Here is a 24506-nt window from a genome sequence, read left to right on the forward strand (position 1 = left end):
GGGTTCTCTTTGGCTGGAGGCTAAGTCAGGCCGGCCCGGGACGGCCGGCCGCGAGGAGCGGCGCCAGGAGAGAGGCGAGGTCGATCACCGCGAAGCCCGATCCGGAACCGTTCGATTCCTGACGGGAGCCCGGCGATGCGGCGCGGGCATAGCCTGCCACCGCCCGCCTGCCCAGGCCCCCGGTTTCGACCGAGGTTCCGGCCAAGGCCTCGACCTGGGCCTCGACCACCGACAGGACGCGCTCGACCCGGAGGCCGATCCGCGGACCGTCGCGGCGCAGGGCCACGACATGGCCGAGGCTTTCCTCCGCGGGCGCCGGCGCGGCACCCAGGGCCACCGCGAGATCGATCACGCTGACGAGGATCCCGCCCCGCCCGGTGAGGCCGACGAGCGACGGGGGCGCCCCCGGCACCGGCGTGCAGGGCCGGAACGGAAACACCTCGGCGACGCCCTCGAGGGGCAGGCCGACCGTCTCGGCCCCGGCGCGGCAGACGAGGAGGGACCGGGTCGGCCGCGCCTCCGGCGCCGCGCCGCGGGTGGCGAGGCTGCGGGTGCGGGCCTCCAGGATCTCCTCGATCCGGGCCGGGGTCAGGGCGGCCTCGCCGGGCAGGGCCGGACCGGCCGGAATGGCGGCAGGGCGCGTCGATTGCGGCATCAGGCGGCCTCGCCGCCGAGGAACGGCCGGGCGGCACCGGACAATTCGGCGGCCGTGAGCCCGTCGCCCTCCGGCAGCTCCGCCTCGGCGGGCAGGGCTGCCGCGAGCCGCAGGGCATTGGCCACGGCGCGGCGGCCGGCCTCGGCGCGGCCGGCAGCGATCAGGGTCAACCCGAGGTGGTAATGCGCCATGACGAAACCTTTATCGAGGTACAGCGCGCCGCGAAAGGCGCGTTCCGCCTCGTCCGGCCGCGCCCGGGCGCGGGCGAGCAGGCCCTCGTAGTAGCGCAGGCGCGGATCGGTCGGGTCCCGCCCGAGGGCGGCCCGGCAGGCCTGCCAGCTCGCCTCGAGGTCACCCGCATCGGCGAGCGCCCGGACGGTGGCGAGGGGCGTGTCCGTCGGCCTGCTCGTCGCGACCCGGGCGGGCACGGGCTTCGCCGGGAGAGGCCGGGGAGGGGGTGGGGACGGGGCCGGCGGCATCGGTGGCAGGAGCGGCGCCCAGTCCGGGACCGGCTCCGGCAGCGCCGGCGGCGCGCTCATGTCCGGTATCCCGCCATCCTCTGGGCGGCGATAGGCGGCGGTGCCCGGCAGGGAGACGGGTTCCAGGAATTCCGCGAAGGCCGGGTTCGGCTCGGCATGGCCGAGCAGCAGCCAGCCCCCGGGCCGCAGGCGCTGGGCCAGCGCCCGCACCATGGCCTGCACCACGTCCGGATGGAAGTAGATCAGGACGTTGCGGCACAGGATGAGGTCGTAGTCGGTCAGCGCCAGGGAGGCGGTGCCGTCGATGAGGCTCATCAGGTTCTGCGGCTCGAACCGGGCGAGCCCGCGGAACTCGGGACGCAGCGCGAAGGTGCCCTCCCGCGGGCCGGGCCGGAAGTAGCGCGCCCGCTCCTCCGCCCCGAGGGTGCGCAAAGCCCAGGTGCCGTAGACCGCGCGCCGCGCGACCGCCAGGACGTCGCGGTTGATGTCGGTGCCGGTGAGCGCGATGCGCCAGTCAGGGAGTCGCTCGCCCAGCAATTCGTGCAGCACGATCCCGACCGAATGGGTCTCGGGGCCGGTGGAACAGCCGGCGCTCCAGATCCGCAACCGGCGCTCGGACCCCCGCGCGGCGATGCGCTCGGGCAGGATCGTGCCGCGCAGGGCTGCGAATTGCTCGGCGTAGCGGAAGAAGAACGTCTCCCCGATGGTGATCTCGGATTCGAGCGCCGCCCACTCGGCCTCCGAATTCTCCAGCAGCACGAGGTAGCCGGCGGGATCGGGCACGCCCCGGGCGCGCATGCGCCGGCCCAGCCGCTCCCACAGGAGGTCGTCCTTGTCGGCATAGTAATGGTGGCCGGTGCGGGCGACGAGACGCGCCTTCAGGGCCGCGAAGGCCGGATCGCCGACCGGGGCCGTGCCCCGCACGCTTGGCATGTCCGGCTCAGGCCGCCCACTCGGCGAGCCGCGCCTGCGCGTCCCGCGTCTGCGCCGCCAGCCGCTCGCGCTCCTCGGCCAGCAGGATGCGGTCGATGGCGAGGCCGTGCACCAGCGTCTCTCCAAGGCGGATCTCGGCGGCGACGCAGCCGTTCAGGGTGGCCGCGTCGCCGACCGGCCGGACGTGAGCCGGTTCGACCCGCACGACATCCGCGACCCGGTCGACCAGCAGGGCCAGCGGAGCGTCTCCGTGAAGGAGGACGAGGTGACGGTAGAGCGCCGCCTTCGCGGTGACCGGCCGCCCGAGGCCGAATAGGACCGCGAGGTCGAGGACCGGCACGGCGCTGCCGGCGAGGTTGAGGAAGCCCGCGAGCGCCCCCGGCGCCCCCGGCGGGCGCCACAGGCGGGGCAGGGGCAGGATCTCCCGCACCGCCCGGCGCGGCAGGGCGCAGTCCGTTCCGGCGATATCGACCAAGAGGTAAGCCGTCCCGGTCGTCATCCCGTGCACTCCCGCGAGCCCATCCGCCCGCGCCTGAGATAGGGGAGGCGGGGGAAGTTTCCAAACCGCCCGAGCGCCCCTGTCGGTCTGCGCCGGAGGTGCTATGAGGCGCCGCCCGGCGCGAGAGGAGCGGTTGCGTCATGATCGAGATCAGGCATGTCGGCCATGCCTTCGGGGAGCGCACGGTCTTGCGCGACCTCACCCTCGACCTGGCGGAAAGGCGGATCGCGGTGGTGGGCGGCAACGGCAGCGGCAAGAGCACCTTCGCGCGCCTGCTCAACGGTCTCCTGGTGCCGAGCCACGGCACGGTGCGGGTCGACGGGCTCGACACCCGGCGCGACGGCAAGGCGGTGCGCCGCAAGGTCGGCTTCGTGTTCCAGAACCCCGACAACCAGATCGTGCTGCCGGTGGTGGCCGAAGACCTCGCCTTCGGGCTGAAGAATCTCGGGCTTGCCAAAGACGAGATCGCCCGGCGCACCGACGAGGCCCTGCGCCGCTACGACCTGCACGACCTTCGCGACCACCCGGCCCACCTCCTCAGCGGCGGGCAGAAGCAGCTCCTCGCCATCGCCGGCGTCCTCGCGATGGCGCCGGACGTGATCGTGTTCGACGAGCCGACGACGCTGCTCGACCTGCGCAACAAGCGCCGGATCGCCCAAGCGATCGACGGGCTGGCGCAGCGCGTCGTCGTGGTCTCGCACGACCTCGCCTTCCTCGAGCATTTCGACCGGGTGCTGGTGTTCGAGGACGGCCGCGTCGTCATCGACGACCGCCCCTCCGCCGCCCTGCCGGCCTACGTCGCGATGATGTCGTGACCCCGTACGTCCCGGGCGAGAGCCCGGTCCACCGCTGCCCGGCGGGGGCGAAGATTTTTGCGATGATCGCCGTCGGCACCGTCCTGTTCGCGCTGCCGCGGCTCGACATGGCCGCCGTCCTGGCACTCGCGACCCTGGGCCTGACGGGGCTGCTCTACCGGCTCGCCGGCATTCCGGGCCGCCTCGCGCTCGCGCAGCTGCGGCCGCTCGCCTGGATCCTCGCCGTGCTGGTCCTGGTCCAGCTCGCCCTCGACGGCTGGCTCGCCGGACTTCTGGTGGCCTCCCGCCTGGCAAGCCTGGTGCTGCTCGCCGGCCTCGTGACGCTCACGACCCGCAGCGCCGACCTGATCGAGGCGCTGCAACGCGGCCTCGTTTGGCTGAAGCCCCTCGGCGTCAATCCCGCCAAGGCCGGCCTCGCCATCGCGCTCACCTTGCGGTTCATCCCGGTGCTGGCCGCCATCACCGCGGAGGTGCGGGAGGCGCAGCAGGCACGGGGCCTGGAGCGCAGCCTCGTAGCGCTGACCGTGCCGGTCGTCGTGCGGATGCTGAAGATGAGCGACGACATCGCGGCGGCGATCGACGCCCGGTCCTACGACCCGGACCGGTCCGGCCACTGACACCCTGCACTCTGAATCCAAGGACTCCCATGTCGACCCGGGACATCGTCTTCGTCGCGCTCTTCGCCGCCCTCACCGCCGCCCTCGGCCTGTTCCCGCCCGTGACCCTGCCGGTGGTCGGCGTGCCGATCACCGCGCAGTCGATGGGGGCGATGCTGGCCGGCGCGATCGCAGGGGCGAAGCGCGGCGGCGCAGCCCTGGCCCTGTTCGTCCTCCTGGTCTGCGCCGGGCTGCCGCTGATGGCCGGCGGCCGGGGCGGGCTCGGCATCGTCATGGGGCCGGGCGGCGGCTTCGTGCTGATGTGGCCGGTCGCCGCCTTCGTGATCGGGCTCCTGGTCGAGCGCTCCCTGCGAGATCTCCCCCTCTGGAAGGAGGCGCTGATCCTCGTCCTCGGCGGCGTGGTGCTCACCTATGCGGTCGGCATCCCGTGGATCGCCGTGGTGGCACGGGTCGACCTCGCGAAGGCGGCGATCGGCTCGGCCTGGTTCCTGCCCGGCGACGGCGTGAAGGTGGTCCTTTCCGTCGCGATCGCGCGGGCCGTGCGGCGGGCCTATCCGACGCTCCAGCCTCGCTGAGCCGGATCGTTAACGCGGCTCGATAACCGGTTGACCCTGCCGGGCGACGCGCGTAGGGTCCGCGCCACTCTCTCAAGGGCAGGCTTATCACAGCATGCGTGCGGTCCTTATTGTAGCGGAGGCGCCACCGAAGGGGCGGGCTTGAGAAGCCCGGCATCCCAAGGGTGGCGCGTGCAGGGTCCTTCGGGGCCCTTTTTTGTTGCGTAAAACGGACCCGAGAGCGCGGACGAGACCAAGGAACGGAGCGCGGCGATGAGTGCGGGCGAGGTCATGACGGGCGCCGAGATGGTGATCCGGGCGTTTCAGGATCAGGGAGTCGACACCCTGTTCGGCTATCCGGGCGGCGCGGTGCTGCCGATCTACGACGCGCTCTTCCACCAGGACTCGGTGAAGCACATCCTGGTCCGGCACGAGCAGGGCGCCGTCCACGCGGCCGAGGGCTATGCCCGCTCGTCGGGCAAGGTCGGCTGCGTGCTGGTCACCTCGGGGCCGGGCGCCACCAACATCGTCACCGGTCTCACCGACGCGCTGCTCGATTCGGTCCCGCTCGTCTGCATCACCGGCCAGGTGCCGACGCACCTGATCGGCTCCGACGCGTTCCAGGAATGCGACACGGTCGGCATCACCCGCAGCTGCACCAAGCACAATTACCTAGTCAAATCGATCGAGGACCTGCCGCGGATCCTGCACGAGGCGTTCTACGTCGCCTCGCATGGCCGGCCCGGCCCGGTGGTCATCGACCTGCCGAAGGACATCCAGTTCGCCAGCGGCATCTATCGCCGCCCGGTCGACAACAGCCACAAGACCTACAACCCGCAGACCCAAGGCGATCCGGAGAAGATCCGCGCCGCGGTGGCGCTGATGGCCGGCGCGCGCCGGCCGGTCTTCTATACCGGCGGCGGCGTCATCAACTCCGGTCCCGAGGCCGCGCAGCTGCTGCGCGAACTGGCCCGCGCCACCGGCTTCCCGGTCACCTCGACGCTGATGGGTCTCGGGGCCTTCCCGGGCTCCGACCCGCAGTTCCTCGGCATGCTCGGCATGCACGGGACCTACGAGGCCAACCTGGCGATGCACGAATGCGACGTCATGGTCTGCATCGGCGCGCGCTTCGACGACCGCATCACCGGCCGGCTCGACGCCTTCTCGCCCTTCTCCAAGAAGATCCACGTCGACATCGACGCCTCCTCGATCAACAAGACCGTCAAGGCCGATATCGGCATCGTCGGCGACTGCGCCTCGGTGCTGGCCGACATGCTGCGCGAGTGGCGCAGTCTGACGCCGGAGCCCGACAAGGGGCGCCTGACCGAGTGGCTGTCGAAGATCCGCGGCTGGAAGGCGCGCGAATGCCTCGGCTACTGGCCGTCGGGCACCACCATCAAGCCGCAATACGCGGTCCAGCGCCTCTACGAGGCGACCAAGGAGCGCGAGACCTACGTCACCACGGAGGTCGGCCAGCACCAGATGTGGGCGGCGCAGTACTACAAGTTCGACGAGCCGAACCGCTGGATGACCTCGGGGGGCTTGGGCACGATGGGCTACGGCCTGCCGGCGGCGATCGGCGCCCAGCTCGCCCATCGCAACGCCCTGGTGATCGACATCGCCGGCGAAGCCTCGATCCAGATGAACATCCAGGAGATGTCGACCGCCGTGCAGTACCGCCTGCCGGTCAAGATCTTCATCCTGAACAACGAGTATATGGGCATGGTGCGCCAGTGGCAGCAGCTGCTGCACGGCTCGCGCTACTCCGAGAGCTACTCGGAGAGCCTGCCCGACTTCGTCAAGCTGGCCGAGGCCTACGGCGCCAAGGGCATCCGCTGCTCCGACCCCGGCAGCCTGGACGCGGCGATCGCCGAGATGCTGGACTATGACGGTCCGGTGATCTTCGATTGCATCGTCGACAAGACCGAGAACTGCTTCCCGATGATCCCGTCGGGCAAGGCGCATAACGAGATGCTGCTGTCGGACTACCTCGGCGAGACCGGGGCGGATCTGGGCGACGTGATCTCCGACGAAGGCAAGATGCTGGTCTGACCGGGCGAGGGTTTGAGGACGATGAACGCCATGAACACCCACTACCCCGATCCGGTCCGCGTCGAGCCGGTGAACCGCCACACGCTGGCGGTCATCGTCGACAACGAGCCCGGCGTGCTCGCCCGCATCGCCGGCCTCTTCTCCGGCCGCGGCTACAACATCGAGAGCCTGACCGTGTCGGAGACCGAGGAGGCCCGGCATATCTCGCGCATCACCATCGTGACCGCGGGCACCAACGCGGTGATCGAGCAGATCAAGGCGCAGCTCGACCGCCTGGTGCCGGTGCACCGGGTGGTGGACCTGACGCTGCAGGGCGATTCGCTGGAGCGGGAGCTTGCTCTCGTGAAGGTGGCCGGCAAGGGCGAGCACCGGGTCGAGGCGATGCGCCTCGCCGCCGCCTTCGGCGCCCGCACCCTCGACGCGACCCTGACCTCGTTCGTATTCGAGCTCACCGGCACGACCGACGAGATCGACCGCTTCGTCAAGCTGATGGCCTCGGTGGGACTGGTCGAGGTCTCGCGCACCGGCGTCGCCGCGATGGGCCGCGGGCCGGAGGCGATGTAGCGCGCCTCACGCGGCGGGGCCGCCGGTCCGTGCCCCGCCGCCTCGCACTCGCTGCGTTACGCGGCCGCCCGCCGCTCCGGATACAGGCCGAGCAACCCCTCCGGCGTCGCCTCCGCCACGCCCCGCTCGGTGATGATTCCCGTGACGAGGCGCGCCGGCGTCACGTCGAAGGCCGGGTTGGCCACCGGGCTCCCGGGCGAGACCACCGCCACGGTCGCGAAGGCGCCGTCATCGGTCCGGCCGGTGAGGTGGGTCACCTCGCGGGCGTCGCGTTCCTCGATCGGGATGCCGGCGACGCCGTCGGTCAGCGTCCAGTCGATCGTCGAGAACGGCAGGGCGGCGTAGAACGGCACGCCGCAATCGCGGGCGGCCAGCGCCTTCAGGTAAGTGCCGATCTTGTTGCAGACGTCGCCGGTCGAGGTCGTCCGGTCCGAGCCGACGATGCAGAGATCGACCTGCCCGTGCTGCATCAGGTGCCCGCCGGCATTGTCGGCGATGACGGTGTGGGGCACGCCGTGGGCGTTGAGCTCGAAGGCGGTCAGCGCCGCGCCCTGGTTGCGCGGCCGGGTCTCGTCGACCCAGACATGGACGGGGAAGCCGGCATCGTGCGCGACGTAGATCGGGGCCAAAGCCGTGCCCCAATCGACGGTGGCGAGCCAGCCGGCATTGCAATGGGTCAGCACGTTGACCGGCCCGGACTTCTTGCGCGCGATCGCGGCGATCAGCGCCGCCCCGTGCTCGCCGATCGCCCGGCAGCTCGCCACGTCCTCGTCGGCGATGCGGGCGGCCTCCGCGAAGGCGGCGGCCTCGCGCTCGCTTGGGCCGAGGGGTTGCAGCAGGGCCGCGACCCGGTCGAGGGCCCAAGCCAGGTTGATCGCGGTCGGCCGCGTCGCGGCGAGCCGGCGCCGCGCCCCGTCGAGGTTGCGGTCGGACGGGTCCTCCCGCATCGCCAGCGCCAGCCCGTAGGCGGCGGTGGCGCCGATCAGCGGCGCGCCGCGCACGATCATGGTGCGGATCGCGACCGCGGCCTCCGCCTCGCTGCGCAACACTTTCGTCTCGAAGGCGAAGGGCAGGCGGGTCTGGTCGATCACGCAGATCCCCTCGCCGTCGGGCGCGGGGAAGATGGTGCGGTAGTGGCGGCCGTCGATCTTCATGGCGGGGGTTTAGCACGAAAGGCGGGGAGGGGGAGATCGGCGCAGCGGCGCCGTCACCGAAGACGGGGGGCTCCGCGCGCCCGAAACCACGGTCCGGAGCAGGCCGAGGCGTGCTGGAATGATCGCAGAGAGGGGATCGCCATGAAAGCCGTGGTACTGCCCGACGGAAGCGTCAGCCTCCCCGCGACCTTGCGCGAACGGCACGGCCTCACGCGCGGCGGAGAAGTGCTGGTCGAGGATACCGGCGATGCCATCGTGCTGCGCACGCTCGATCAAGCCGTCGCCCGGGCGCAGGCTCTGAGCCGGCGTCTCGTCGCTGGCCAGGCGGGTGCCTCGGTCGACGACTTCCTTGCGGCGCGCGCCGGTGACACAGGGGCCGAATGAGCGGCTTCGTTCTGGACGCTTCAGCCCCGCTCGCGCTGTTGCGCGACGAGCCGGGCGTGGATCGCGTGAAGGCCGTGATCGATGGCGCCGCCATGGGTGCCGTGAACTGGGCAGAGGTCGTCAGTCACTATGCCAAGCTCGGCGCGGCGCGCTCCGACATCGAGGCGACGCTGCGGCCGCTTCCGATTCGGGTCGTGCCGGCCGATGCGGATCTGTCCGTGTTCGCCGGCACGCTGAGGCCGATCACCTTGCCTCTCGGCTCGTCGCTGGGCGACCGCGACTGCCTCGCTTTGGCAGGACGGGAAGCTGCGACGGCGCTGACGGCCGAGCGGCGCAGGCGCGACATCGCGGCGGCGGCCGCCGTCGCAGTCGAATCCATCCGCTGAGGGTGCGGGAGGCAAGGCGGCCTCCCGCCTCCATCCGGCTCAGAACCTCACCGCCCGCGCCCGCTTCACCTGCGGGATCGCCTCGATCGCCCGCAGGAGGTCGGGCGAGACCGGCTCGTCAACCGCCGCAAAGCAGATCGCGTCGCCGCCGGGGCGGTCGCGGCCGAGATGGAAGGTGGCGACGTTGACGCCGGCCTCGCCCATCAGCGTGCCGAAGCGGCCGATGAAGCCGGGCTGGTCGGCGTTGCGGATATAGAGCATGTGCGGCGCCACCGCGGCTTCGAGCGCGATGCCGCGGATCTCGACGAAGCGCGGGCGGCCGTCGCCGAACACCGTGCCGGCAGCGTCGCGGGGCATGTCCTCGGCCTCGATCGTGAGGTGCAGGCGCGAGGCGTAGGGACCCTCGACGGCGGTGCGGGTCGCGGTCTCGACCTGGATGCCGCGGGCCCGCGCCACCTCGATCGCCGAGACCATGTTGACGTCCTCTAGGAACGGCTGCAGCGCGCCGGTCACGGCGGCGGCGGTGAGCGCCTTGGTGTTCAGCTCCGCCGCCTCGCCCTCATAGACGATGCGGATGCCGCGGATCGGCGCCTCGGTGAGCTGGCCGAGGAACGAGCCCAGCTGCTCGGCCAGCGTCACGTAGGGCCGCAGGCGCGGCGCCTCCTCGGCGGAGATCGACGGGAAGTTGACAGCGTTGCGGATCGCGCCCTGCAGCAGGTAATCGGACATCTGCTCGGCGACCTGGAGCGCCACGTTCTCCTGCGCCTCGGTGGTGGAGGCGCCGAGATGCGGCGTGCAGACCATGTTCGGGTGCCCGAACAGCACGTTCTCCTTGGCCGGCTCCTCCGTGAACACGTCGAAGGCCGCGCCGGCGACATGGCCGGACTCGAGCCCGGCGCGGAGCGCCACCTCGTCCACGAGGCCGCCGCGGGCGCAGTTGACGATGCGCACGCCGGGCTTCGTGCGGGCCAGCGCCTCGGCGGAGAGGATGTTGCGGGTTTTCTCCGTCAGCGGCACGTGCAGGGTGATGACGTCGGCCCGCCGCAGCAGCTCGTCGAGCTCGACCTTCTCGACGCCGAGCGCCACGGCCCGCTCCGGGGTCAGGAACGGGTCGTAGGCGATGACCCGCATGCGCAGGCCGATGCCGCGATCGGCGACGATGGCGCCGATATTGCCGCAGCCGATCACCCCGAGGGTCTTGGCGGTGAGCTCGATGCCGAGGAAGCGGTTCTTCTCCCAGCGCCCGGCCTGCGTCGAGGCGTCGGCCTGCGGGATCTGGCGGGCGAGCGACAGCATCAGCGCGATGGCGTGCTCGGCCGTCGTCACGGCGTTGCCGTGCGGCGTGTTCATCACGATCACGCCGCGGGCGGTGGCCGCCGGCACGTCGATCGTGTCGACGCCGATGCCGGCCCGGCCGATCACGGTCAGGTTCCGCGCGCGCTCCAGCAAAGCGGCGGTGACCTTCGTGGTCGAGCGGACGGCGAGGCCGTCATACGCGCCGATGGCGGCGGCGAGCGCCTCCTTGTCCTTGCCGAGCTCCGGTCGGAGATCGGCCTGGATCCCGCGCTCGCGGAAGATCGCGACGGCGGCGGGGGAGAGGGTGTCGGAGATCAGGACTTTTTTGACAGTGGTGGGCATGGCGGCCTCGAACGGGTGCGCGCCATCGCCCCGCAGGGGAGCGGGTCGGCCGGGGGCATCGCTTGCCCGCGCGGATCGCGACGTCACACGTCTCCGCTCGCGCCGACCTCGTCGAGGAGGCGCGCTTCCCCTCTCCCGTGTGGGAGAGGGGTCAGGGGTGAGGGTGGCACGCTTCAGTGTGAGGCTGAGAGCGTCGTGCTGGCAGCGGAACGGTCCGGTTATGTCCGGAACCGTCTCCACCCTCACCCCTACCCCTCTCCCACACGGGAGAGGGGATCCCGCGCCTGCCTCATGAGCGTCGGCGCGGACAGGAGATGTCGATCGAACGCGGCCTGTCGGGGAGCGAAACCCGGCCGACGCCGGCTCCCGCTCGTGCGGGGCTCCGGCGCCTTGTGTGGCGATGCGGGTGGGTCAGGCCGCCTGGGTCAGGCGGGCCTTCTCCTGGGCGAAGGCCCAGTCGAGCCACGGGGTCAGGGCTTCGAGATCGGAGGCCTCGACGGTGGCGCCGCACCAGATCCGCAGGCCCGGAGGGGCGTCGCGGTAGGAACCGATGTCGAGGGCGACGCCCTCGCGCTCGAGGCTGGTGGCGATGCCCTTGGCGACGGAGGCCACCGCCTCGGGGCCGCGCCCGACCACGTCGGGATCGCTCACCACCAGGCAGACGCTGGTGTTGGAGGCGGTCGCCGGCTCCTCGGCCAGGTTGGCGATCCAAGGGGTGCGGGCGACCCACTCGGCGATCACGCCGGCATTGCGGTCGGCGCGCGCCCGCAGGGCCGGGAGGCCGCCCAGCGTCTCGGCCCAGCGCAAGGCGTCGATGTAGTCCTCGACCGCCAGCATCGAGGGCGTGTTGATGGTCTCGCCCTGGAAGATGCCCTCGATCAGCTTCCCGCCCTTGGTCATGCGGAAGATCTTCGGCATCGGCCAGGCCGGGACGTGGCTCTCCAGCCGCGCGACGGCGCGGGGCGAGAGGATCAGCATGCCGTGCGCCGCCTCGCCGCCGAGCACCTTCTGCCAGGAGAAGGTGACGACATCGAGCTTCGCCCAGTCGAGATCCTGCGCGAAGGCCGCCGAAGTGGCGTCGCAGATCGTCAGGCCCTCGCGGTCGGCGGCGATCCAGTCGGCATTCGGCACGCGCACGCCCGAGGTGGTGCCGTTCCAGGTGAACACCACGTCGCGGCTGTGTGTGTCGACCGTGGAGAGGTCGGGCAGGCGGCCATAGGGCGCCTTGATGACGCGGGCATCGAGCTTGAGCTGCTTGATCGCGTCGGTGACCCAGGTCTCGCCGAAGGATTCCCAGGCCAGCATGTCGACCGGGCGGGGGCCGAGCAGCGACCACATCGCCATCTCGACGGCGCCGGTATCGGAGGCCGGCACGATGCCGATGCGATAATCGGCCGGCACCTGCAGCACCGTGCGGGTGAGGTCGATCGATTCCTTGAGCTTGGCCTTGCCGAGCTTCGCCCGGTGCGAGCGGCCGAGCGCCGCGTCGGAGAGGGCCTCGGGCGTCCAGCCGGGGCGCTTGGCACAGGGTCCGGACGAGAAGAAGGGCGCGCGGGGGCGTGCCGCGGGGCGGGTCGTCATGCTGGTGTCCATCCTTCCAGATGGGCGCCTCTCGGTGGGGAGAGGTGTCCCGCCGTCTCGCATGCGCCAGGCCGGACGCGACGTCAACCCTGCGGCGGCAGCAGGCGGACAAGGTGGGCGCGGTGGGCCTCCAGCGTCGCCTGGAAGTCGGCGAGCAGCGCCTCGGCGAGTTCAGCGGTCTGACCACCCCAGGGTGCGAGGCGGGCCGCCAGGGCGCGCTGGCGCATGACCCGGACCTCCGCTTCGATGACGTGGCGCAGGGCCATCTCGAGATCCGTCTCTTGGAGCGGATGAGCCGCTGGCATGGCGGCGCCCTCCTGGCTCGGGTCCGGCCCCGCGCGCCCGATGGGCGGCCGGCGGAACGCGCACCGGTCCCTCCGGCACTATGGCACGGGCCGGCCCACCCGGATAGGACGGACCCGGACCGGGGTGAGACGGAGGTGACATGGACGAGCTCGGGCGCGCCCTGGGGCTGGCGGTCGCGATGATCCTGCGGGCGGATGCCGAACTCGTCGCCATCGTCGGCCTGTCGCTGCGCGTCAGCCTGACGGCGGCCGGCCTCGGCTTCCTCCTCGGCGCTCCCCTCGGGGCGCTGCTCGCCGCGACGCGGTTTCCCGGCCGCGGCGCGCTCCTCGTCCTCGTCAACGCGTTGCTCGGCCTGCCGCCGGTGGTGGTGGGGCTGGTGCTCTACCTGCTCGTCTCGCGCTCAGGCCCCCTCGGGAGCCTCGGCCTGCTCTTCACGCCCGGCGCCATGGTGATCGCCCAAGGGGCGCTCGCCCTGCCGATCGTCGCGGCGCTCTCGCACCGCACCTGCGAGGCCCTGTGGGCGGAATACGGCGACGCCCTGCGGGTCGACGGGGTCGGGACCGGACACGCGGCCCTGATCCTGCTGGCGATGGCGCCCGCTCCCCTCGTCACCGCCTTCCTGGCGGCGTTCGGGCGGGCGATCGCCGAGGTCGGCGCCATCCTGATGGTGGGGGGCAACATCCGCGGCTACACCCGCACCATGACGACCAGTATCGCCCTCGAGACGAGCCGCGGCGACCTGGCGCTCGCGCTCAGCCTCGGGCTCGTCCTCGTCACCCTGACGCTGGTGGTCAGCGCCGCCGCCTTCGGGATCAATCGCGCGGCGGCTCTCCCAAGAGGGTGAAGACCGGGGTGAAGACCGGGGTGATGACCGGGGCGGTCATTGGCTCGGCATCGTGCCGGCAGGGAAGAACAGCTGCTCGCCGTTGATCTTGAACGAGGCGATCGCCGCCCGGCCGCGCTCGGAGGTCAGCCATTCGTGCCAGATCCTGGCATTGGCGGCGTGGATCTGCGGCGACTTGGCGGGGTTCACCAGGATCGAGCCGTAGGGATTGAACAGGGCGGGGTCGCCCTGGACCAGGATCACAAGGTTCTGGCGGTTCTTGAAGCTCGCCCAGGTCGCCCGGTCGGTCAGGGTGTAGGCGTCCATCGCGGCGGCCGCGTTCAGCGTCGGGCCCATGCCCTGGCCGAGCTCGCGGTAGCTGCTCCCCAAGCCCCGGGCCTCGATCCCGGCCTTCTTCCACAGCCGCAGCTCGGTGCGGTTGGTGCCGCTGTCGTCGCCGCGGCTGGCGAAGGGCGCCTTGGCGCGGGCGATGCGGGCGAGCGCCTCGGTGGCGTCGCGCCCGCCCTTGAGGCCGGCCGGGTCGGCACTCGGCCCGACGATCACGAAGTCGTTCGCCATCACGTCGCGGCGGTCGAGGCCGTAGCCCTCGGCCACGAACGTGTCCTCGCCGGGCCGGTCGTGGACGAGGAGCGCGTCGGCATCGCCCTTGGCGCCGATGGCGAGCGCCTGGCCGGTGCCGACCGCGACGACGCGCACCGCGATGCCGGTCTCGCGCTGGAAGATCGGCAGCAGGTGGTTGAACAGCCCCGATTGCTCGGTCGAGGTGGTCGAGGCCAGGGTGATCGCCCGCTCCTGCGCGGCGGCACGCTGGCCAAGGGCGGGCGCTATGGCGAGGAGGGCGATGAGGGCGAGGCGGCGCGGGATCGGGCGGCTCACGGACTTGGCTCCGGGGGGATCTGAGGGCCAGCGATACCCTGCGGCGCGGACCGGGCGCCAGGGCGTATCGGCCTGCCTCGGATCGGCCCTTCGTCGCCTGACCGGTGGCCGCGAGGCTGTTGGCGATGGTGGTGCGCATCGCGACGGCGCGGGTCGCGGTCTGCGGCTCCTGGTGGGCCTCGGCCGGAGCGTTGTCCGGCGAAGCGGATCCCGGATCGTTGCAGAAAATCCGGCAAAATCAGAGGCCTGGAGCATCATCCGATGGCAGCGCGACCGGATGATGCCGCCGCTCGGCCTCGATCACCGCCTCGACCCGCTCGGCCGACGGGACCACCTTGCGCTCGACGAGGGCGAGCATCAGGCTCTCGATCAGCATCAGGGCAGCATGCCCGGCGGCTGGGGCCGGATCATCCCTTCCTCAGTGGCCGGCATCGTCGCCACCCTTCCCCCCGTCGCCGGCCTGCCCGGCACGCTCCCCGACGAATTCCGGGCGGCCGCGCTCGGGCGGGTCGAGGAGCGGCCTGGCGATCCGCCCCAGTGTGTCGAGGTCGCCGATCGTCACCCGGCGCCCCCGCATCGTGACGATGCCGTCCTCCCGGAATGCCCGCAGCACCCGGTTGACGTGCACGTTCGAGATACCGAGATGGTCGCCGATCTGCTCCTGAGTCATCGGCAGGTCGTAGGCCAGGGCCTGGGGCGGCAGCACTCCCGAGCGGATCAGGCGGCCGCGGAAATCGATCAGCAGCATCGCCAGGCGCTCGTCGGCGCTGCCGCGGCCGAGCCCGACGACCCAGTTGTGCAGCCGGCGCTCCTCCTCGATCACCTGCCACATGCAGCGGGTGGCGAGGTCGGGATCGCGCTCGTAGGCCGCGCGGAGGGTGAGGTGGTCGACCTGCTCGACCAGGACCTCGGACAGGGCCTGCACGGCGTCCGGGCTGTGGGTGACGAACAGGCTCTTCACCGCGAACAGGTCGCCGGGCAGGAAGATCAGGATGAACTGGCTGCGCCCGTCCTCCAGCGTGCGCAGGCGGCCGACCCAGCCCTTGCGCAGGCGGAAGATCGTGGTGTTCGGGCTGTCGGCCTCCACCAGCAGGCGGCCGGCCGAGTAGAGGCGGCCGGTGCCCTCCATGACCCGGTCGAGGGCCGCCTCGCCCCGGCGCAAGGCCTCCAGAATCTCGGGCCGGTGCTGCAGGTAGCGGGCGGAATCGGGCATGGCGGGCGGGGCGGTCCGAGGGAGACATCGCGGAGGACGGCGCGAGGCAAGGCGCCCGGCGACGGGACGGGTCTAGGAAGGCCTGTTCCCTCGGACATTTACCTGCGTCGCGTTTTCAACATCCTGCGCCGGAGTTGGTTGCCGGTCACGAATCCCGGTCCGTCGCCAGGAGGTCCGGGCGCCGCTCGCGGGTGAGGCGGGCCGATTCCGCGGCCCGCCAGCGGGCGATCGCCGCATGGTTGCCGCCGGTCAGCACCTCCGGGATCTCCCGCCCCTCCCATTCCCGGGGCCGGGTGTAGTGCGGATATTCGAGGCCGCCGCTCTCGAAGCTTTCCTCGACGCCGGAAGCGTGCTTGCCCATCGTGCCGGGCAGGAGGCGCACGCAGGCATCGAGCAGCACCAGGGCCGCGGGCTCGCCGCCCGACAGCACGTAATCGCCGATCGAGACCTCCTCGAGGGCGCGCCCCGCGATCACCCGCTCGTCGACCCCCTCGAAGCGGCCGCAGACCACGATGACGCCCGGCCCCTCGCTGAGCGCCCGGACCCTGCTTTGCGTCAGCGGCCGGCCGCGGGGGCTCATCAGCAGGCGCGGGCGGGGATCGCCGGCGGGCGCCGCGGCGTCGATCGCGGCGGCGAGCACGTCGCAGCGCAGCACCATCCCGGCCCCACCGCCGGCCGGCGTATCGTCCACCGCCCGGTGCCGGCCGATGCCGTGGTCGCGGATGTTGCGCGCCTCCAGGCTCCAGGCGCCCCGCGCCAGCGCGTCGCCGGCGAGCGAGAGCCCGAGATGGCCCGGGAACATCTCGGGGTAAAGGGTCAGGATCGTGGCCCGCCAGGGCGAGAGGGGGGCGGAGGCTTGAGGGGTGGTCATGCGGGTTGATGGCCCCGGCGGGGCGGGCCGGTCAACCGCGCGGGCGGGCCGTCACGCCTCTTCCGCCCGGCACAGGTCGTCGACCGCCTTCAGGTAGGCCTTGGCGTCGAACTTCCTGAGCGTGTTCTGCCCCAGATAGCGCACGGTGCCGAACACCTTGCGCCGGCCCCACGGCCGGTCGTGCAGCCCGAACAGCCAGGCGACGTTGGTGAAGGAATTCGGGTCGCGCCCGTCGAGGAAGTAGCGGTTGTTCAGCCGCAGCGTCACCGCGAAGGCCTCCTCCGGCGAGGGGGACCATTCGAGGATCTTCTTGCCCCAGTACATGCGCAGGTGGTTGTGCATGTAGCCGGTGACGCGCATCTCGCGCATCGCGGCGTTCCAGTACTCGTCGTGGGTGCGGCCTTGCGCCAGCGCCTCCTCGTCGTAGAGGTGCGGGCGGGGATCGCCTTCATGCTCGGCCAGCGCCTTGCGGGCCCAGTCCGGTACCGCCTGCGCGTAGGCGTCGTAGCCCGGATTGGTGTGGACGTGGTTCATCGCCAGCTCGCGCCGGACGATCAGCTCTTCCAGGAACGCCGCCCGGTCCTCCGGCCCGCCGGCCTTGGCGGCCTGCACCTTGAGGGCGGCGGCCACCGGCGAGATCTGGCCGAAATGCAGGTAGGGGCTCAAATGCGAGGCGGCCCCCGCCTCGGGCCGGCTGCGCACCGTGCCGTACTCGGCGAACGGCCCGGCCAGATAGGCGTCGAGCCGGCGATAGGCCTCGGTCTCGCCGCCGCGGAAGCGCCGCACCGGCGTCACGGTACGGTCCAGCGTCATCGCGGCGAGCGCCGCGTCGGGATCCGAGACGTCGATGTCGCTCGTCAAGCCGAGAGCGTCGGCCGGATGCTTCACCTTTCGCGCCCGCAACGGCGCGAGATAGGGCTCCCAGGTCCGATGCAGCTTCGGCCGCAGCGTCCGGGCGGCGAATTCGTGCTTCCCCGAGGCGACCTCGACCGGCACCACCACGTCGCCCTCGACCTGGACCAGGCGGCCGTCGAAGCCCTTAACGATCTCGGCGTACCAGCTCTTCTGGATCGTCAGGTAGCCGCGGTCGAGGACCAGCATCGCGGCTTGTCTGCCCAAATTCAGGGCAGCCTTGGCCGGGGTGGTGCGGCGCAGCACGAAGGCGATGCCGCGGCGCTCCAGGCCGGCCTTGGCGTCGGCGAGACCCTGGAGCAGGAAGGCGTAGTGGCGGGCATTGGCCTCCGGGAAATGGGCGCCGCCGTCGAGCAGGCCGAACCCCGCCACGACCGGCAGCCCGAGGCGGTTAGCCTCCTCGACGGCGTATTCCAGGGCCGGGTTGTCGCGGCTGCGCATGCCCTGCTGCATCAGGTAGAGCACGTAGGCGCCGTCCCGCGGCGCCACGTCCTTCAGAACCCGGATCCGCCCCGCCTGAATCGCCATGCCGCGCTCCCGTCACGCCCGGGAAACTAGGCTGTGGTCGGGTTTGGTCCAGCGTCGGGCGAGTGCTGCCCGCGAAAGTGGCAGCCCTGCCGACAATCGCGCCTTGCCATCCGGCGGCGCACACCTATGTTATTGCGGTGCGGGAACGCGATCGCGTCGCGCTCCCGCTGCCCTCCTTGGGCGTTTCCTCCCTAGACTTCGGGCCGCTCGCGAGAGTGGCCTTTTTTCTTGCCCTGTTCTCGCGGCGAGAAATTTCGGTCAAGCTCCCCTTGCGGCCGGCGGAGCTTATGGCCGCGCTCCACGTTGTCCCCCGTATGCTGGCCCGCCTCGTGCATCGCGGGGCGATCGGAGCCGAGCGTAAGGGAGCGGTCGATCGATGCGGCAATTCACTTTGCGGGTCGAGGAGAGCGGGGAAGGCCTCGTCTGCATCACCAGCCCGGAGATCAAGAGCCTGTTCGTGGCCGACGAGACCCTGGCCGGCGCGCTGGAGGCGGTGCCGAGCGTGGTGCGGGCGCTGATGCGCGAGGAGGGCCGCGGCACCCTGCCGGGCGAGGAGGCCGCCGAATAGGCGCGCCCCGGCCCGGGGGCGACGCCGATCAGCCCCGGGCCCGTGCCCGGATCATGAAGTTGTCGTAAGTGTACTCGGCGACCTGGAACCAGAGATATTCCTCATTGCGAAACGTCTTCAGCGCGTCGTAGAGGCGCTTGAAGTCCGGGTTCTTGGCGCCGAGCTCGGCATAGATGTCGTTCGCCGCCTTGAGGGCGGCCTCCATCACCTCCTGGGGGAAGGGGCGCAGCTGCGCCCCGCCGCCGACCAGCCGGCGCAGGGCGGCCGGGTTGCGCGCGTCGTACTTGGCCTGCAGATCGCCGTTGACGCTCGCCGCCGCAGCCGTCGCGATCGCCCGGTAGGCCTTCGGCAGCTCGCCCCATTTCTGGGCGTTGAACCAGAAGTGCAGCATGGAGCCGCCCTCCCAGAAGCCCGGATAATAGTAGAACGGTGCCACCTTGTTGAGACCGAGCTTCTCGTCGTCGTAGGGGCCGATCCACTCGGCGGCGTCGAGGGTCTTTCCTTCCAGCGCCGCGTAGAGGTCGGCGCCGGGCGTCGTCTGGGTCGCGACGCCGAGCCTGGCGAGCACCTGCGCGCCGAGACCGGCGATGCGGAAGCGCAGGCCCTGCAGGTCCGCGACGGACTTCACCTCGCGCCGGAACCAGCCGCCCATCTGGGTGCCGGTATTGCCGCCGGGCAGGGCGTAGAGCTTGCTCTTGGCAAAGATCTCGTTGAACAGGTCGAGCGCCCCGCCCTGCAGCATCCAGGCATTCTGCTGGCGGGCGTTGAGGCCGAAGGGAACCGCCGTGGCGAGGGCGTAGGTCGGGTCGCGGCCGACCTCGTAATAGGCGGCCGAATAGGCCATCTCCAGGGTGCCGGCCCCGACCGAATCGAGCAGTGCGGCGGATTCGCCCGAGGGCGCCGCCGCGACCTCGATCTGGAAGCGGTTGTCCGTCGCCTCGGCGACCAGGCGGGCGAACAGCTCGGCGGCGCCGTAGAGCGCGTCGAGGTTGCGCGGGAAGGCGGAGTGCAGGCGCCAGCGCAGCTCGGGCGCGCTCTGCGCCACGGCCGGGGCCGCCACGGCGGCGCCGGCGAGGCCGATGCCGGCCGTCAGGATGTCGCGACGCTTCATGCTCTCCCCATCGGCGAAAAATGCCCTCCATTCCAGGGCGTCCGTGGGATCACAGGTAGCGCGCTTCGCGCGAAAGCGCACCGGGGCCGGATACGCCTTGCCGCCGGTGAAGCCTTCCGTGCGGGCTCTCGGATCCCCGTGCGGGCTCTCGGATCCCGGGCGGGATCGGGGATCTCGTGCGGGCGTCAGGCCTGTGCTAACCCAAGGCTATCCCGCGGCGGCGTCCCCGCGCCCCGCCCCTCGCCGGAGCGCGACCTGACCGTGAAGCCCGAACCGATCTCCCTGCACACGGTCTGCGGCCTCGAGGAGCTGGGCCACCACTCGACCCGCGGCGTCACCCACGTGCTGTCGATCCTCGATCCGGCCTGGCCCGAGCCCGAGGCCTTCGGCACCTACGACGCGCATCACCGCACCACGTTGCGCTTCCACGACATCATCGAGCCGACCGACGGCCAGATCCTGCCCGAGCGCCGGGACGTCGAGGCGATCCTGCGCTTCGGCGAGGAGCTGGCGGCCGAGACCGCGCGGCGCAAGACGCATCTCCTGATCCACTGCCACGCCGGCATCTCCCGCTCCACCGCCGCGATGACGATGCTGCTCGGCCAGGCCCATCCGGACCTCGATGCGCAGTCCGTCGTCGCCAAGGTCCACGATCTGCGCGAGAAGGCCTGGCCCAATGCCCGCCTGATCGCCTTCGCGGACGAGGCTTTGGGCTATGACGGCAGCCTCGCCGAGGCCGTGCGCCGCCTCCACGCCGAGCAGCTCCGCATCCGGCCGCACCTCGCCGAGCTGATGCGGGGGTTGGGGCGGGGGCGGGAGGTGGATGCGGCGCTCGCTCGGTAGTCTCGTCGGGGCACGTCCTGCGGCAGCGTCCGGCGCGGGCGGCCCTCGCCGCGACCGAAACGGTGGACGGCCTCGCCCTCATCGTCGAAGCGGGTCGCAGGGAAGGGTCCGGCATGGTTGCCGGGCGCCGTCTCAGCCTCCTCGCCGCGCTCCTCCCGGGGTCGTCCGTTCCGGCTCTCGCCGTCCCGCGCCTGCCGCTCCGAGAGGGTGAGTTCACCCGAGGCGCGTGCCAGGCCGAGCCGGGCAGGCGCCGTCCGGTTCCCGGACCTCTCCGAAAGCATTGGCGTCTACGTCGTGCAGGACGTCCCCAAGCCCTACCAGTTCCTGTCACCCGCCGCCGAGAATCAATCCGGTTACTGCATGGTCAAGCCGTTCAAGGCCGTGGGCAAGCGCGTCTCGGGCCGGGCGCCCTGCGAGGACGGCGGCAGCAGGATCCCCTATCCGTCCGGCACCTATTCGTTTGATTATGAGATCATCAATGCGCAGACTTTCGTGTCGCGCGGCGTGACCTCTTCATGGTGCTCGCCGCATCGATGAGATGCGGAGGCTGATCCGGACATTGCGGACGATGTCGCGGCAGGCCGGGTTGGAAAACGCCTCAGTCGCCGCTCGTCAGAACGAACCGCCCGATCGCCTCCGCGAACCCCTCTTCCTCGTTCGTCCCCGTCACATGGGTCGCCGCCCGCTTCACCGCGTCGCTCGCGTTGCCCATCGCGATCGACAGGCCGGCGCGGGAAAACATCGCCGTGTCGTTGGCCATGTCGCCGAGCACCGCGACCTCGGCGAGGGAAACTCCCAATTCTCCGGCGATGCGCGCCACGAAGTGCCCCTTGTCGATCCGGGGCGGCGTGACGTCGAGATAGTAGGCCTGCGAACGATGGACCGCGGCGCCGTCGCCGATCTCGGCCGCCAGGCGCGGTTCGAGGGCGGCGAGGCCCGCGTGGTCGCGGGAGACGCCGACGAGCTTGGCCGCGCGGGCGAGATAGGGTGCGAGGTCGTCGACCACGCAGGGATCGGCCTGGAGGGTGCGGCGCTCGAGATCGGTATAGGGGCCGTCCGGGTCGGTCAGGAGCCACGCGCCGTCCGCGAAGACCCAGAGGTCGATGCCGTCGGTGGCGAGGCGCGCGGCGGCATGCCTCGCCGCATCTTCCGGGATCAGCGTCTCGTCGATCGGGGTGAGGTCGGGGCGCACCACCGTCGAGCCGTTGAAGGCGCCCATCGGCAGGCTGAGCCCGAGCGGCGCGACCAGGGCGCGCAGGCCGATCGGCGGGCGGCTCGACGCCAAGGTGAAGGCGATGCCGCGCTCACGCAAACCTTCGACGGCGCGGACCGACCGCTCGGTCAGCCGCTTGTCGCCGGTGACGAGGGTGCCGTCGACGTCGGTGACCACGAGGGCGATGGGCATCGAGGAGACCTCTCAGATCTCGCGGTGCACCGGCACCGGCTCGGGGGCGGCCTCTGGCCGCAGCGGGACGATCGCGGGCGCCATCACCCGGTCGCCCAGGGCTTGCGGCCCGAGCGTCAGGGCGAAGAAGTCGTACTCGCCCGGCAGGTCGTTGGCCATCAGGAACTGGAAGTGCATCCGGAACGGCCGGAACGAGATCCGCCGGTAGACGTCCGGGACGATGATGTCGCGGAACTTCGTCGAGCGGATCAGCGGGTTGCGCACCGGGCCCGCCGGGGTCTCGCCGAGGTCGTGGGCGGGGTTGAAGCCCGGGAAGTTCATCCAGTCCTGCGGCGCCTGGTAATCGGCCCAGACCAGCCGCGCGCTGCCGACGAGGCGCATCACGTCGGCCCGCACCCGGCGGGCCCGCGGGTTGATGGCGACGAGGGGCAGCCCGGCCCCGAGCGTGAGAAGCGACAGGCGCGGGGTCTCCGGCAGGTCGTGCTCCAGCACTCGCGCGGCGACCTCGGCGGCGGTGAGCCCGCCCGAGGAATGGCCGACGATCAGCACCTCGTCGACCTCGCCCGCCCGGCAGATCCCCGCGACGTGGTCGGCGAACAGGGCGAGGCGCGCCTCGTAATCCGGGCGCCAGCCGTTGCTGTGCTGCCAGTTGAACACCCAGTCGTTGATGAGCTGGCGCAGGAAGATCCGGTCGAGGAGCGGGGTGGCGCCCAGCACGAGGCCGATCCCGGCGAGCGCCCCGATCACCCCGGCCGCGAGACCGGGCAGCCAGCCGGCGAGCAGGTGCGCGACGCCGGTGCCGAGCAGGGCCGCGAGCGCGCCCAGGATCACCGTCATGCCGAAGGGATAGAGGATGACGTTGCCGTATTTCCAGTTCAGGCCGTAGAGGCGGAAGAGCTTGCCCGTCACGAGGCTGTGCAGGATGCCGGCGGTGAGGAGCGCCATCGAGGCGATCAGCGGCCGGCGGAAATCCGCCCGGACGAGGTCGTCCCACAGCAGCACCTCGTAGGTGGTGCGGGTCTCCAGGCCGGGATGCCCGGTCTCCACGGTCCAGGTCTGCACCAGGCCGTCGGCCCTCGTCTCGGCCCGGGTGATGGCTTTCTTGCCGAGGTCGAAGCGCTTGGCGTAGCGGGTGAATTCCCGCGCGAACAGCGCCCTGTAGCGCTTGCCCGAATCCGGATCGTAGCCCGGCAGGTAGACGACGTGGCGCCGCCGCACCGGCCGGGACTCGTGTCCTTGGCCCTGGGCGGCCGCGTCGGGCGGCGTGTAGCCGATCTGTGTGGTCATCGCTGCCCTGTCATCCGCGCCACGCCATCCTGACGCCGTGATTTGGTAACCCTTGTCGTGTTGACACGACACGATGAAGGCCGCGCCGGCCTTCGGACCCTGTGTCTAGCGGGGAAGGCGACGCCGGGGGAGGGCTCCCGACAGCACTGTGACACGGGGGCCACGGACAGGGGTCCCCGACTCGGCTAGGGACCACTCTCAAGGTAAGGACGAGCACTCTCGCTGATGCGCGCACTCCCGATCGCCCTCTGCACCGCGCTCGCGGTCTCGGGCTGCTCCAACTTCCTGCCGGCCTCCGGCCCGTCGGCCAACGCGGTCGCGTCGGGTGCCGACGTCGCCACCGACCAGGGCCTGCTCGCCCGCTACGAGATCGTCGACGTCAACGCTGCGGTGGTCGAGGCCCTGCGCGGCCGTCCCCTCGACAGCCTCCTCGCCTCCTTCGGCGACCGCCGCCCCTCCGTCGAGCCGGTGATCGGCGTCGGCGACACCGTGGCGGTGACCATCTACGAGGCCAGCACCGGCGGCCTGTTCTCCGGCACCCTGTCGGTCGATCGGTTCTCCTCCGGCTCGAAATCGGCCACCATCCCGCCGCAGGTCGTCACCCGCGACGGCGCCATCACGGTGCCGTATGCCGGCCGCATCCAGGTGGCGGGCAAGCGTGTCCAGGACGTGCAGTCCCAGATCGAGCAGGAGCTCGCCGGCAAGGCGATCGAGCCTCAGGTGATCGTCACCGTGGTGCAGCCGACCAGCACCGCCGTGACGGTGACCGGCGAGGTGACGGCGGGCGCCCGCCTGCCGCTCTCGACCAAGGGCGACCGGCTGCTCGACGTGGTCGCCTCCGCCGGCGGCGTGCGCGCGCCGGTGAGCGAGACCTTCGTGCGGCTGTCGCGCGGATCGACCACCGCGACGGTGCCGCTCACCGCGATCGTCTCGAACCCGCGCGAGAACATCTTCCTGCGTCCGGGCGACACCCTCACCCTGGTGCGCGACCCCCAGACCTTCCTGGCCGTCGGGGCGCTCGGCGCCCAGGCCGAGATCCCGTTCTCGGCCGAGGGCATCACGCTGGCCCAGGCGCTGGCCAAGGCGCGGGGCCTCTCGGACGTGCAGGCCGACCCGGCCGGCGTGTTCATCTTCCGGTTCGAGCCGGCCTCGGTGGTGCGTCGCCTGCGGCCCGGCAGCCCGCTGCTGTCCTCGAACTTCGTGCCGGTGGTGTACCGGATCAACATGCGCGATCCCAACAGCCTGTTCGTCTCCCAGGCCTTCCGGATGCGCAACCGCGACCTCGTCTACGTCTCGAACGCGCCCTTCACCGAGGTTCAGAAGGTCCTCAGCGTGTTCTCGACCATCACGGCCCCGGTCTCGGCCGGCGCCTCGGTCTACGCCGGCGTACGGTAAGGGCCCCGGAGGGGCGGGCGCCCGGCGCCGGCCCCT

The 24506-nt window shown here is 71.5% G+C and carries 27 protein-coding genes; 12 read left to right on the forward strand and 15 right to left on the reverse strand.

Annotated elements, in window-relative coordinates:
- Positions 1-25 precede the first annotated feature (25 nt).
- From DA075_RS14110 to DA075_RS14120, 3 genes are read right to left on the reverse strand one after another with little or no spacing between them, the layout of a single operon-like run.
- Positions 26-655, reverse strand: a complete 630-nt coding sequence (locus tag DA075_RS14110; RefSeq protein ID WP_099953767.1) for a chemotaxis protein CheW — start codon at positions 653-655, stop codon at positions 26-28.
- The gene (locus tag DA075_RS14115; RefSeq protein ID WP_099953768.1) at positions 655-2067 is read right to left on the reverse strand and encodes a CheR family methyltransferase; all 1413 of its coding nucleotides are present in this window, start codon (positions 2065-2067) and stop codon (positions 655-657) included. The genes DA075_RS14110 and DA075_RS14115 overlap by 1 nt, the downstream gene beginning before the upstream one ends.
- Positions 2068-2074: 7 nt before the next feature.
- Positions 2075-2566: a chemotaxis protein CheW gene (locus tag DA075_RS14120; RefSeq protein ID WP_099953769.1), complete on the reverse strand. Its 492-nt coding sequence runs from the start codon at positions 2564-2566 to the stop codon at positions 2075-2077.
- Positions 2567-2706: 140 nt separating this feature from the next.
- Here DA075_RS14120 and DA075_RS14125 point away from each other — a divergent pair, with 140 nt between their 5' ends.
- The 5 genes from DA075_RS14125 (at position 2707) to ilvN (ending at position 7168) form a co-directional block, all read left to right on the forward strand.
- Entirely contained in the window at positions 2707-3381 is a 675-nt protein-coding gene (locus tag DA075_RS14125; RefSeq protein ID WP_099953770.1) for an energy-coupling factor ABC transporter ATP-binding protein, read from the forward strand.
- Positions 3378-3998, forward strand: coding sequence for an energy-coupling factor transporter transmembrane component T family protein (locus DA075_RS14130; RefSeq protein ID WP_099953771.1), 621 nt, complete (start codon positions 3378-3380; stop codon positions 3996-3998). The genes DA075_RS14125 and DA075_RS14130 overlap by 4 nt, the downstream gene beginning before the upstream one ends.
- 29 nt (positions 3999-4027) lie before the next feature.
- Entirely contained in the window at positions 4028-4573 is a 546-nt protein-coding gene (locus DA075_RS14135) for a biotin transporter BioY (RefSeq protein ID WP_099953772.1), read from the forward strand.
- 252 nt (positions 4574-4825) lie between these two features.
- On the forward strand, positions 4826-6604 hold the full coding sequence (locus DA075_RS14140; protein WP_099953773.1) for an acetolactate synthase 3 large subunit: 1779 nt from the start codon (positions 4826-4828) through the stop codon (positions 6602-6604).
- Positions 6605-6625: 21 nt separating this feature from the next.
- Positions 6626-7168: an acetolactate synthase small subunit gene (ilvN, locus tag DA075_RS14145; protein WP_099953774.1), complete on the forward strand. Its 543-nt coding sequence runs from the start codon at positions 6626-6628 to the stop codon at positions 7166-7168.
- Between the two features lie 56 nt (positions 7169-7224).
- Here the strand turns inward: ilvN and mtnA are convergent, their stop codons facing one another.
- Positions 7225-8322: an S-methyl-5-thioribose-1-phosphate isomerase gene (mtnA, locus tag DA075_RS14150; protein ID WP_099953775.1), complete on the reverse strand. Its 1098-nt coding sequence runs from the start codon at positions 8320-8322 to the stop codon at positions 7225-7227.
- Between the two features lie 141 nt (positions 8323-8463).
- Between mtnA and DA075_RS14155 the strand changes: the two genes are divergently transcribed.
- Positions 8464-8706, forward strand: coding sequence for an AbrB/MazE/SpoVT family DNA-binding domain-containing protein (locus DA075_RS14155; protein ID WP_099953776.1), 243 nt, complete (start codon positions 8464-8466; stop codon positions 8704-8706).
- Positions 8703-9092 (forward strand): type II toxin-antitoxin system VapC family toxin, encoded by a 390-nt coding sequence (locus DA075_RS14160; RefSeq protein ID WP_099953777.1) that lies wholly within the window; start codon positions 8703-8705, stop codon positions 9090-9092. Before DA075_RS14155 ends, DA075_RS14160 begins: the two co-directional genes overlap by 4 nt.
- A 39-nt stretch (positions 9093-9131) precedes the next feature.
- Here DA075_RS14160 and serA read toward each other — a convergent pair whose 3' ends face one another.
- The 3 genes from serA to DA075_RS14175 form a co-directional block, all read right to left on the reverse strand.
- Positions 9132-10730, reverse strand: a complete 1599-nt coding sequence (serA, locus tag DA075_RS14165) for a phosphoglycerate dehydrogenase (protein WP_099953778.1) — start codon at positions 10728-10730, stop codon at positions 9132-9134.
- A 411-nt stretch (positions 10731-11141) separates the two neighbouring features.
- A complete protein-coding gene (locus DA075_RS14170; protein WP_099956590.1) occupies positions 11142-12311 on the reverse strand; it encodes a phosphoserine transaminase in 1170 nt (389 codons plus the stop codon).
- Positions 12312-12394: 83 nt separating this feature from the next.
- Positions 12395-12616, reverse strand: coding sequence for a hypothetical protein (locus DA075_RS14175; protein ID WP_099953779.1), 222 nt, complete (start codon positions 12614-12616; stop codon positions 12395-12397).
- Between the two features lie 140 nt (positions 12617-12756).
- Between DA075_RS14175 and DA075_RS14180 the strand changes: the two genes are divergently transcribed.
- Entirely contained in the window at positions 12757-13461 is a 705-nt protein-coding gene (locus tag DA075_RS14180; RefSeq protein WP_099953780.1) for an ABC transporter permease, read from the forward strand.
- Positions 13462-13497: 36 nt separating this feature from the next.
- Here the strand turns inward: DA075_RS14180 and DA075_RS14185 are convergent, their stop codons facing one another.
- The 5 genes from DA075_RS14185 to DA075_RS14200 all read right to left on the reverse strand — a co-directional run bounded on the left by DA075_RS14185 (position 13498) and on the right by DA075_RS14200 (position 17861).
- A complete protein-coding gene (locus DA075_RS14185) occupies positions 13498-14337 on the reverse strand; it encodes an ABC transporter substrate-binding protein (protein WP_420813144.1) in 840 nt (279 codons plus the stop codon).
- A 238-nt stretch (positions 14338-14575) separates the two neighbouring features.
- Complete coding sequence (locus tag DA075_RS36575; protein ID WP_164712324.1) at positions 14576-14713, reverse strand: hypothetical protein; 138 nt, start codon at positions 14711-14713, stop codon at positions 14576-14578.
- Between the two features lie 42 nt (positions 14714-14755).
- Positions 14756-15550, reverse strand: a complete 795-nt coding sequence (locus DA075_RS14190) for a Crp/Fnr family transcriptional regulator (protein ID WP_099953782.1) — start codon at positions 15548-15550, stop codon at positions 14756-14758.
- Positions 15551-15695: 145 nt separating this feature from the next.
- A complete protein-coding gene (gene trmD / locus DA075_RS14195; RefSeq protein WP_099953783.1) occupies positions 15696-16421 on the reverse strand; it encodes a tRNA (guanosine(37)-N1)-methyltransferase TrmD in 726 nt (241 codons plus the stop codon).
- A gap of 51 nt (positions 16422-16472) precedes the next feature.
- Entirely contained in the window at positions 16473-17861 is a 1389-nt protein-coding gene (locus tag DA075_RS14200) for a deoxyribodipyrimidine photo-lyase (protein ID WP_099953784.1), read from the reverse strand.
- Between the two features lie 376 nt (positions 17862-18237).
- On the opposite strand from DA075_RS14200, the gene DA075_RS14205 reads away from it, so the two are divergent.
- On the forward strand, positions 18238-18429 hold the full coding sequence (locus tag DA075_RS14205; RefSeq protein WP_048429329.1) for a hypothetical protein: 192 nt from the start codon (positions 18238-18240) through the stop codon (positions 18427-18429).
- Positions 18430-18457: 28 nt separating this feature from the next.
- On the opposite strand, the gene DA075_RS14210 is transcribed toward DA075_RS14205, so the two are convergent.
- Complete coding sequence (locus DA075_RS14210) at positions 18458-19540, reverse strand: TRAP transporter substrate-binding protein (protein WP_099953785.1); 1083 nt, start codon at positions 19538-19540, stop codon at positions 18458-18460.
- 261 nt (positions 19541-19801) lie between these two features.
- Between DA075_RS14210 and DA075_RS14215 the strand changes: the two genes are divergently transcribed.
- Both DA075_RS14215 and DA075_RS14220 read left to right on the forward strand, forming a co-directional pair.
- A complete protein-coding gene (locus DA075_RS14215; RefSeq protein ID WP_099953786.1) occupies positions 19802-20383 on the forward strand; it encodes a tyrosine phosphatase family protein in 582 nt (193 codons plus the stop codon).
- Between the two features lie 207 nt (positions 20384-20590).
- Positions 20591-20920: a hypothetical protein gene (locus DA075_RS14220; protein WP_123834287.1), complete on the forward strand. Its 330-nt coding sequence runs from the start codon at positions 20591-20593 to the stop codon at positions 20918-20920.
- A gap of 61 nt (positions 20921-20981) precedes the next feature.
- Here DA075_RS14220 and DA075_RS14225 read toward each other — a convergent pair whose 3' ends face one another.
- Together DA075_RS14225 and DA075_RS14230 are read right to left on the reverse strand one after the other, a co-directional pair.
- The gene (locus tag DA075_RS14225) at positions 20982-21788 is read right to left on the reverse strand and encodes a Cof-type HAD-IIB family hydrolase (RefSeq protein ID WP_099953788.1); all 807 of its coding nucleotides are present in this window, start codon (positions 21786-21788) and stop codon (positions 20982-20984) included.
- 12 nt (positions 21789-21800) lie between these two features.
- A complete protein-coding gene (locus tag DA075_RS14230) occupies positions 21801-23075 on the reverse strand; it encodes an alpha/beta hydrolase (protein ID WP_099953789.1) in 1275 nt (424 codons plus the stop codon).
- A 225-nt stretch (positions 23076-23300) separates the two neighbouring features.
- Here DA075_RS14230 and DA075_RS14235 point away from each other — a divergent pair, with 225 nt between their 5' ends.
- On the forward strand, positions 23301-24470 hold the full coding sequence (locus DA075_RS14235) for a polysaccharide biosynthesis/export family protein (RefSeq protein ID WP_099953790.1): 1170 nt from the start codon (positions 23301-23303) through the stop codon (positions 24468-24470).
- Positions 24471-24506: the final 36 nt, after the last annotated feature.

The organism is Methylobacterium currus, assembly GCF_003058325.1.
Taxonomy (GTDB): domain Bacteria; phylum Pseudomonadota; class Alphaproteobacteria; order Rhizobiales; family Beijerinckiaceae; genus Methylobacterium; species Methylobacterium currus.

Bases quoted from the DNA above. Each gene is read 5' to 3' on its own strand.
- DA075_RS14110 (WP_099953767.1), bottom strand. From the start codon at position 655: ATGCCGCAATCGACGCGCCCTGCCGCCATTCCGGCCGGTCCGGCCCTG.
- DA075_RS14115 (WP_099953768.1), bottom strand. From the start codon at position 2,067: ATGCCAAGCGTGCGGGGCACGGCCCCGGTCGGCGATCCGGCCTTCGCG.
- DA075_RS14120 (WP_099953769.1), bottom strand. From the start codon at position 2,566: ATGACGACCGGGACGGCTTACCTCTTGGTCGATATCGCCGGAACGGAC.
- DA075_RS14125 (WP_099953770.1), top strand. From the start codon at position 2,707: ATGATCGAGATCAGGCATGTCGGCCATGCCTTCGGGGAGCGCACGGTC.
- DA075_RS14135 (WP_099953772.1), top strand. From the start codon at position 4,028: ATGTCGACCCGGGACATCGTCTTCGTCGCGCTCTTCGCCGCCCTCACC.
- DA075_RS14140 (WP_099953773.1), top strand. From the start codon at position 4,826: ATGAGTGCGGGCGAGGTCATGACGGGCGCCGAGATGGTGATCCGGGCG.
- ilvN (WP_099953774.1), top strand. From the start codon at position 6,626: ATGAACGCCATGAACACCCACTACCCCGATCCGGTCCGCGTCGAGCCG.
- mtnA (WP_099953775.1), bottom strand. From the start codon at position 8,322: ATGAAGATCGACGGCCGCCACTACCGCACCATCTTCCCCGCGCCCGAC.
- DA075_RS14155 (WP_099953776.1), top strand. From the start codon at position 8,464: ATGAAAGCCGTGGTACTGCCCGACGGAAGCGTCAGCCTCCCCGCGACC.
- DA075_RS14160 (WP_099953777.1), top strand. From the start codon at position 8,703: ATGAGCGGCTTCGTTCTGGACGCTTCAGCCCCGCTCGCGCTGTTGCGC.
- serA (WP_099953778.1), bottom strand. From the start codon at position 10,730: ATGCCCACCACTGTCAAAAAAGTCCTGATCTCCGACACCCTCTCCCCC.
- DA075_RS14170 (WP_099956590.1), bottom strand. From the start codon at position 12,311: ATGACGACCCGCCCCGCGGCACGCCCCCGCGCGCCCTTCTTCTCGTCC.
- DA075_RS14175 (WP_099953779.1), bottom strand. From the start codon at position 12,616: ATGCCAGCGGCTCATCCGCTCCAAGAGACGGATCTCGAGATGGCCCTG.
- DA075_RS14180 (WP_099953780.1), top strand. From the start codon at position 12,757: ATGGACGAGCTCGGGCGCGCCCTGGGGCTGGCGGTCGCGATGATCCTG.
- DA075_RS36575 (WP_164712324.1), bottom strand. From the start codon at position 14,713: ATGCTGATCGAGAGCCTGATGCTCGCCCTCGTCGAGCGCAAGGTGGTC.
- DA075_RS14190 (WP_099953782.1), bottom strand. From the start codon at position 15,550: ATGCCCGATTCCGCCCGCTACCTGCAGCACCGGCCCGAGATTCTGGAG.
- trmD (WP_099953783.1), bottom strand. From the start codon at position 16,421: ATGACCACCCCTCAAGCCTCCGCCCCCCTCTCGCCCTGGCGGGCCACG.
- DA075_RS14200 (WP_099953784.1), bottom strand. From the start codon at position 17,861: ATGGCGATTCAGGCGGGGCGGATCCGGGTTCTGAAGGACGTGGCGCCG.
- DA075_RS14205 (WP_048429329.1), top strand. From the start codon at position 18,238: ATGCGGCAATTCACTTTGCGGGTCGAGGAGAGCGGGGAAGGCCTCGTC.
- DA075_RS14210 (WP_099953785.1), bottom strand. From the start codon at position 19,540: ATGAAGCGTCGCGACATCCTGACGGCCGGCATCGGCCTCGCCGGCGCC.
- DA075_RS14225 (WP_099953788.1), bottom strand. From the start codon at position 21,788: ATGCCCATCGCCCTCGTGGTCACCGACGTCGACGGCACCCTCGTCACC.
- DA075_RS14230 (WP_099953789.1), bottom strand. From the start codon at position 23,075: ATGACCACACAGATCGGCTACACGCCGCCCGACGCGGCCGCCCAGGGC.
- DA075_RS14235 (WP_099953790.1), top strand. From the start codon at position 23,301: ATGCGCGCACTCCCGATCGCCCTCTGCACCGCGCTCGCGGTCTCGGGC.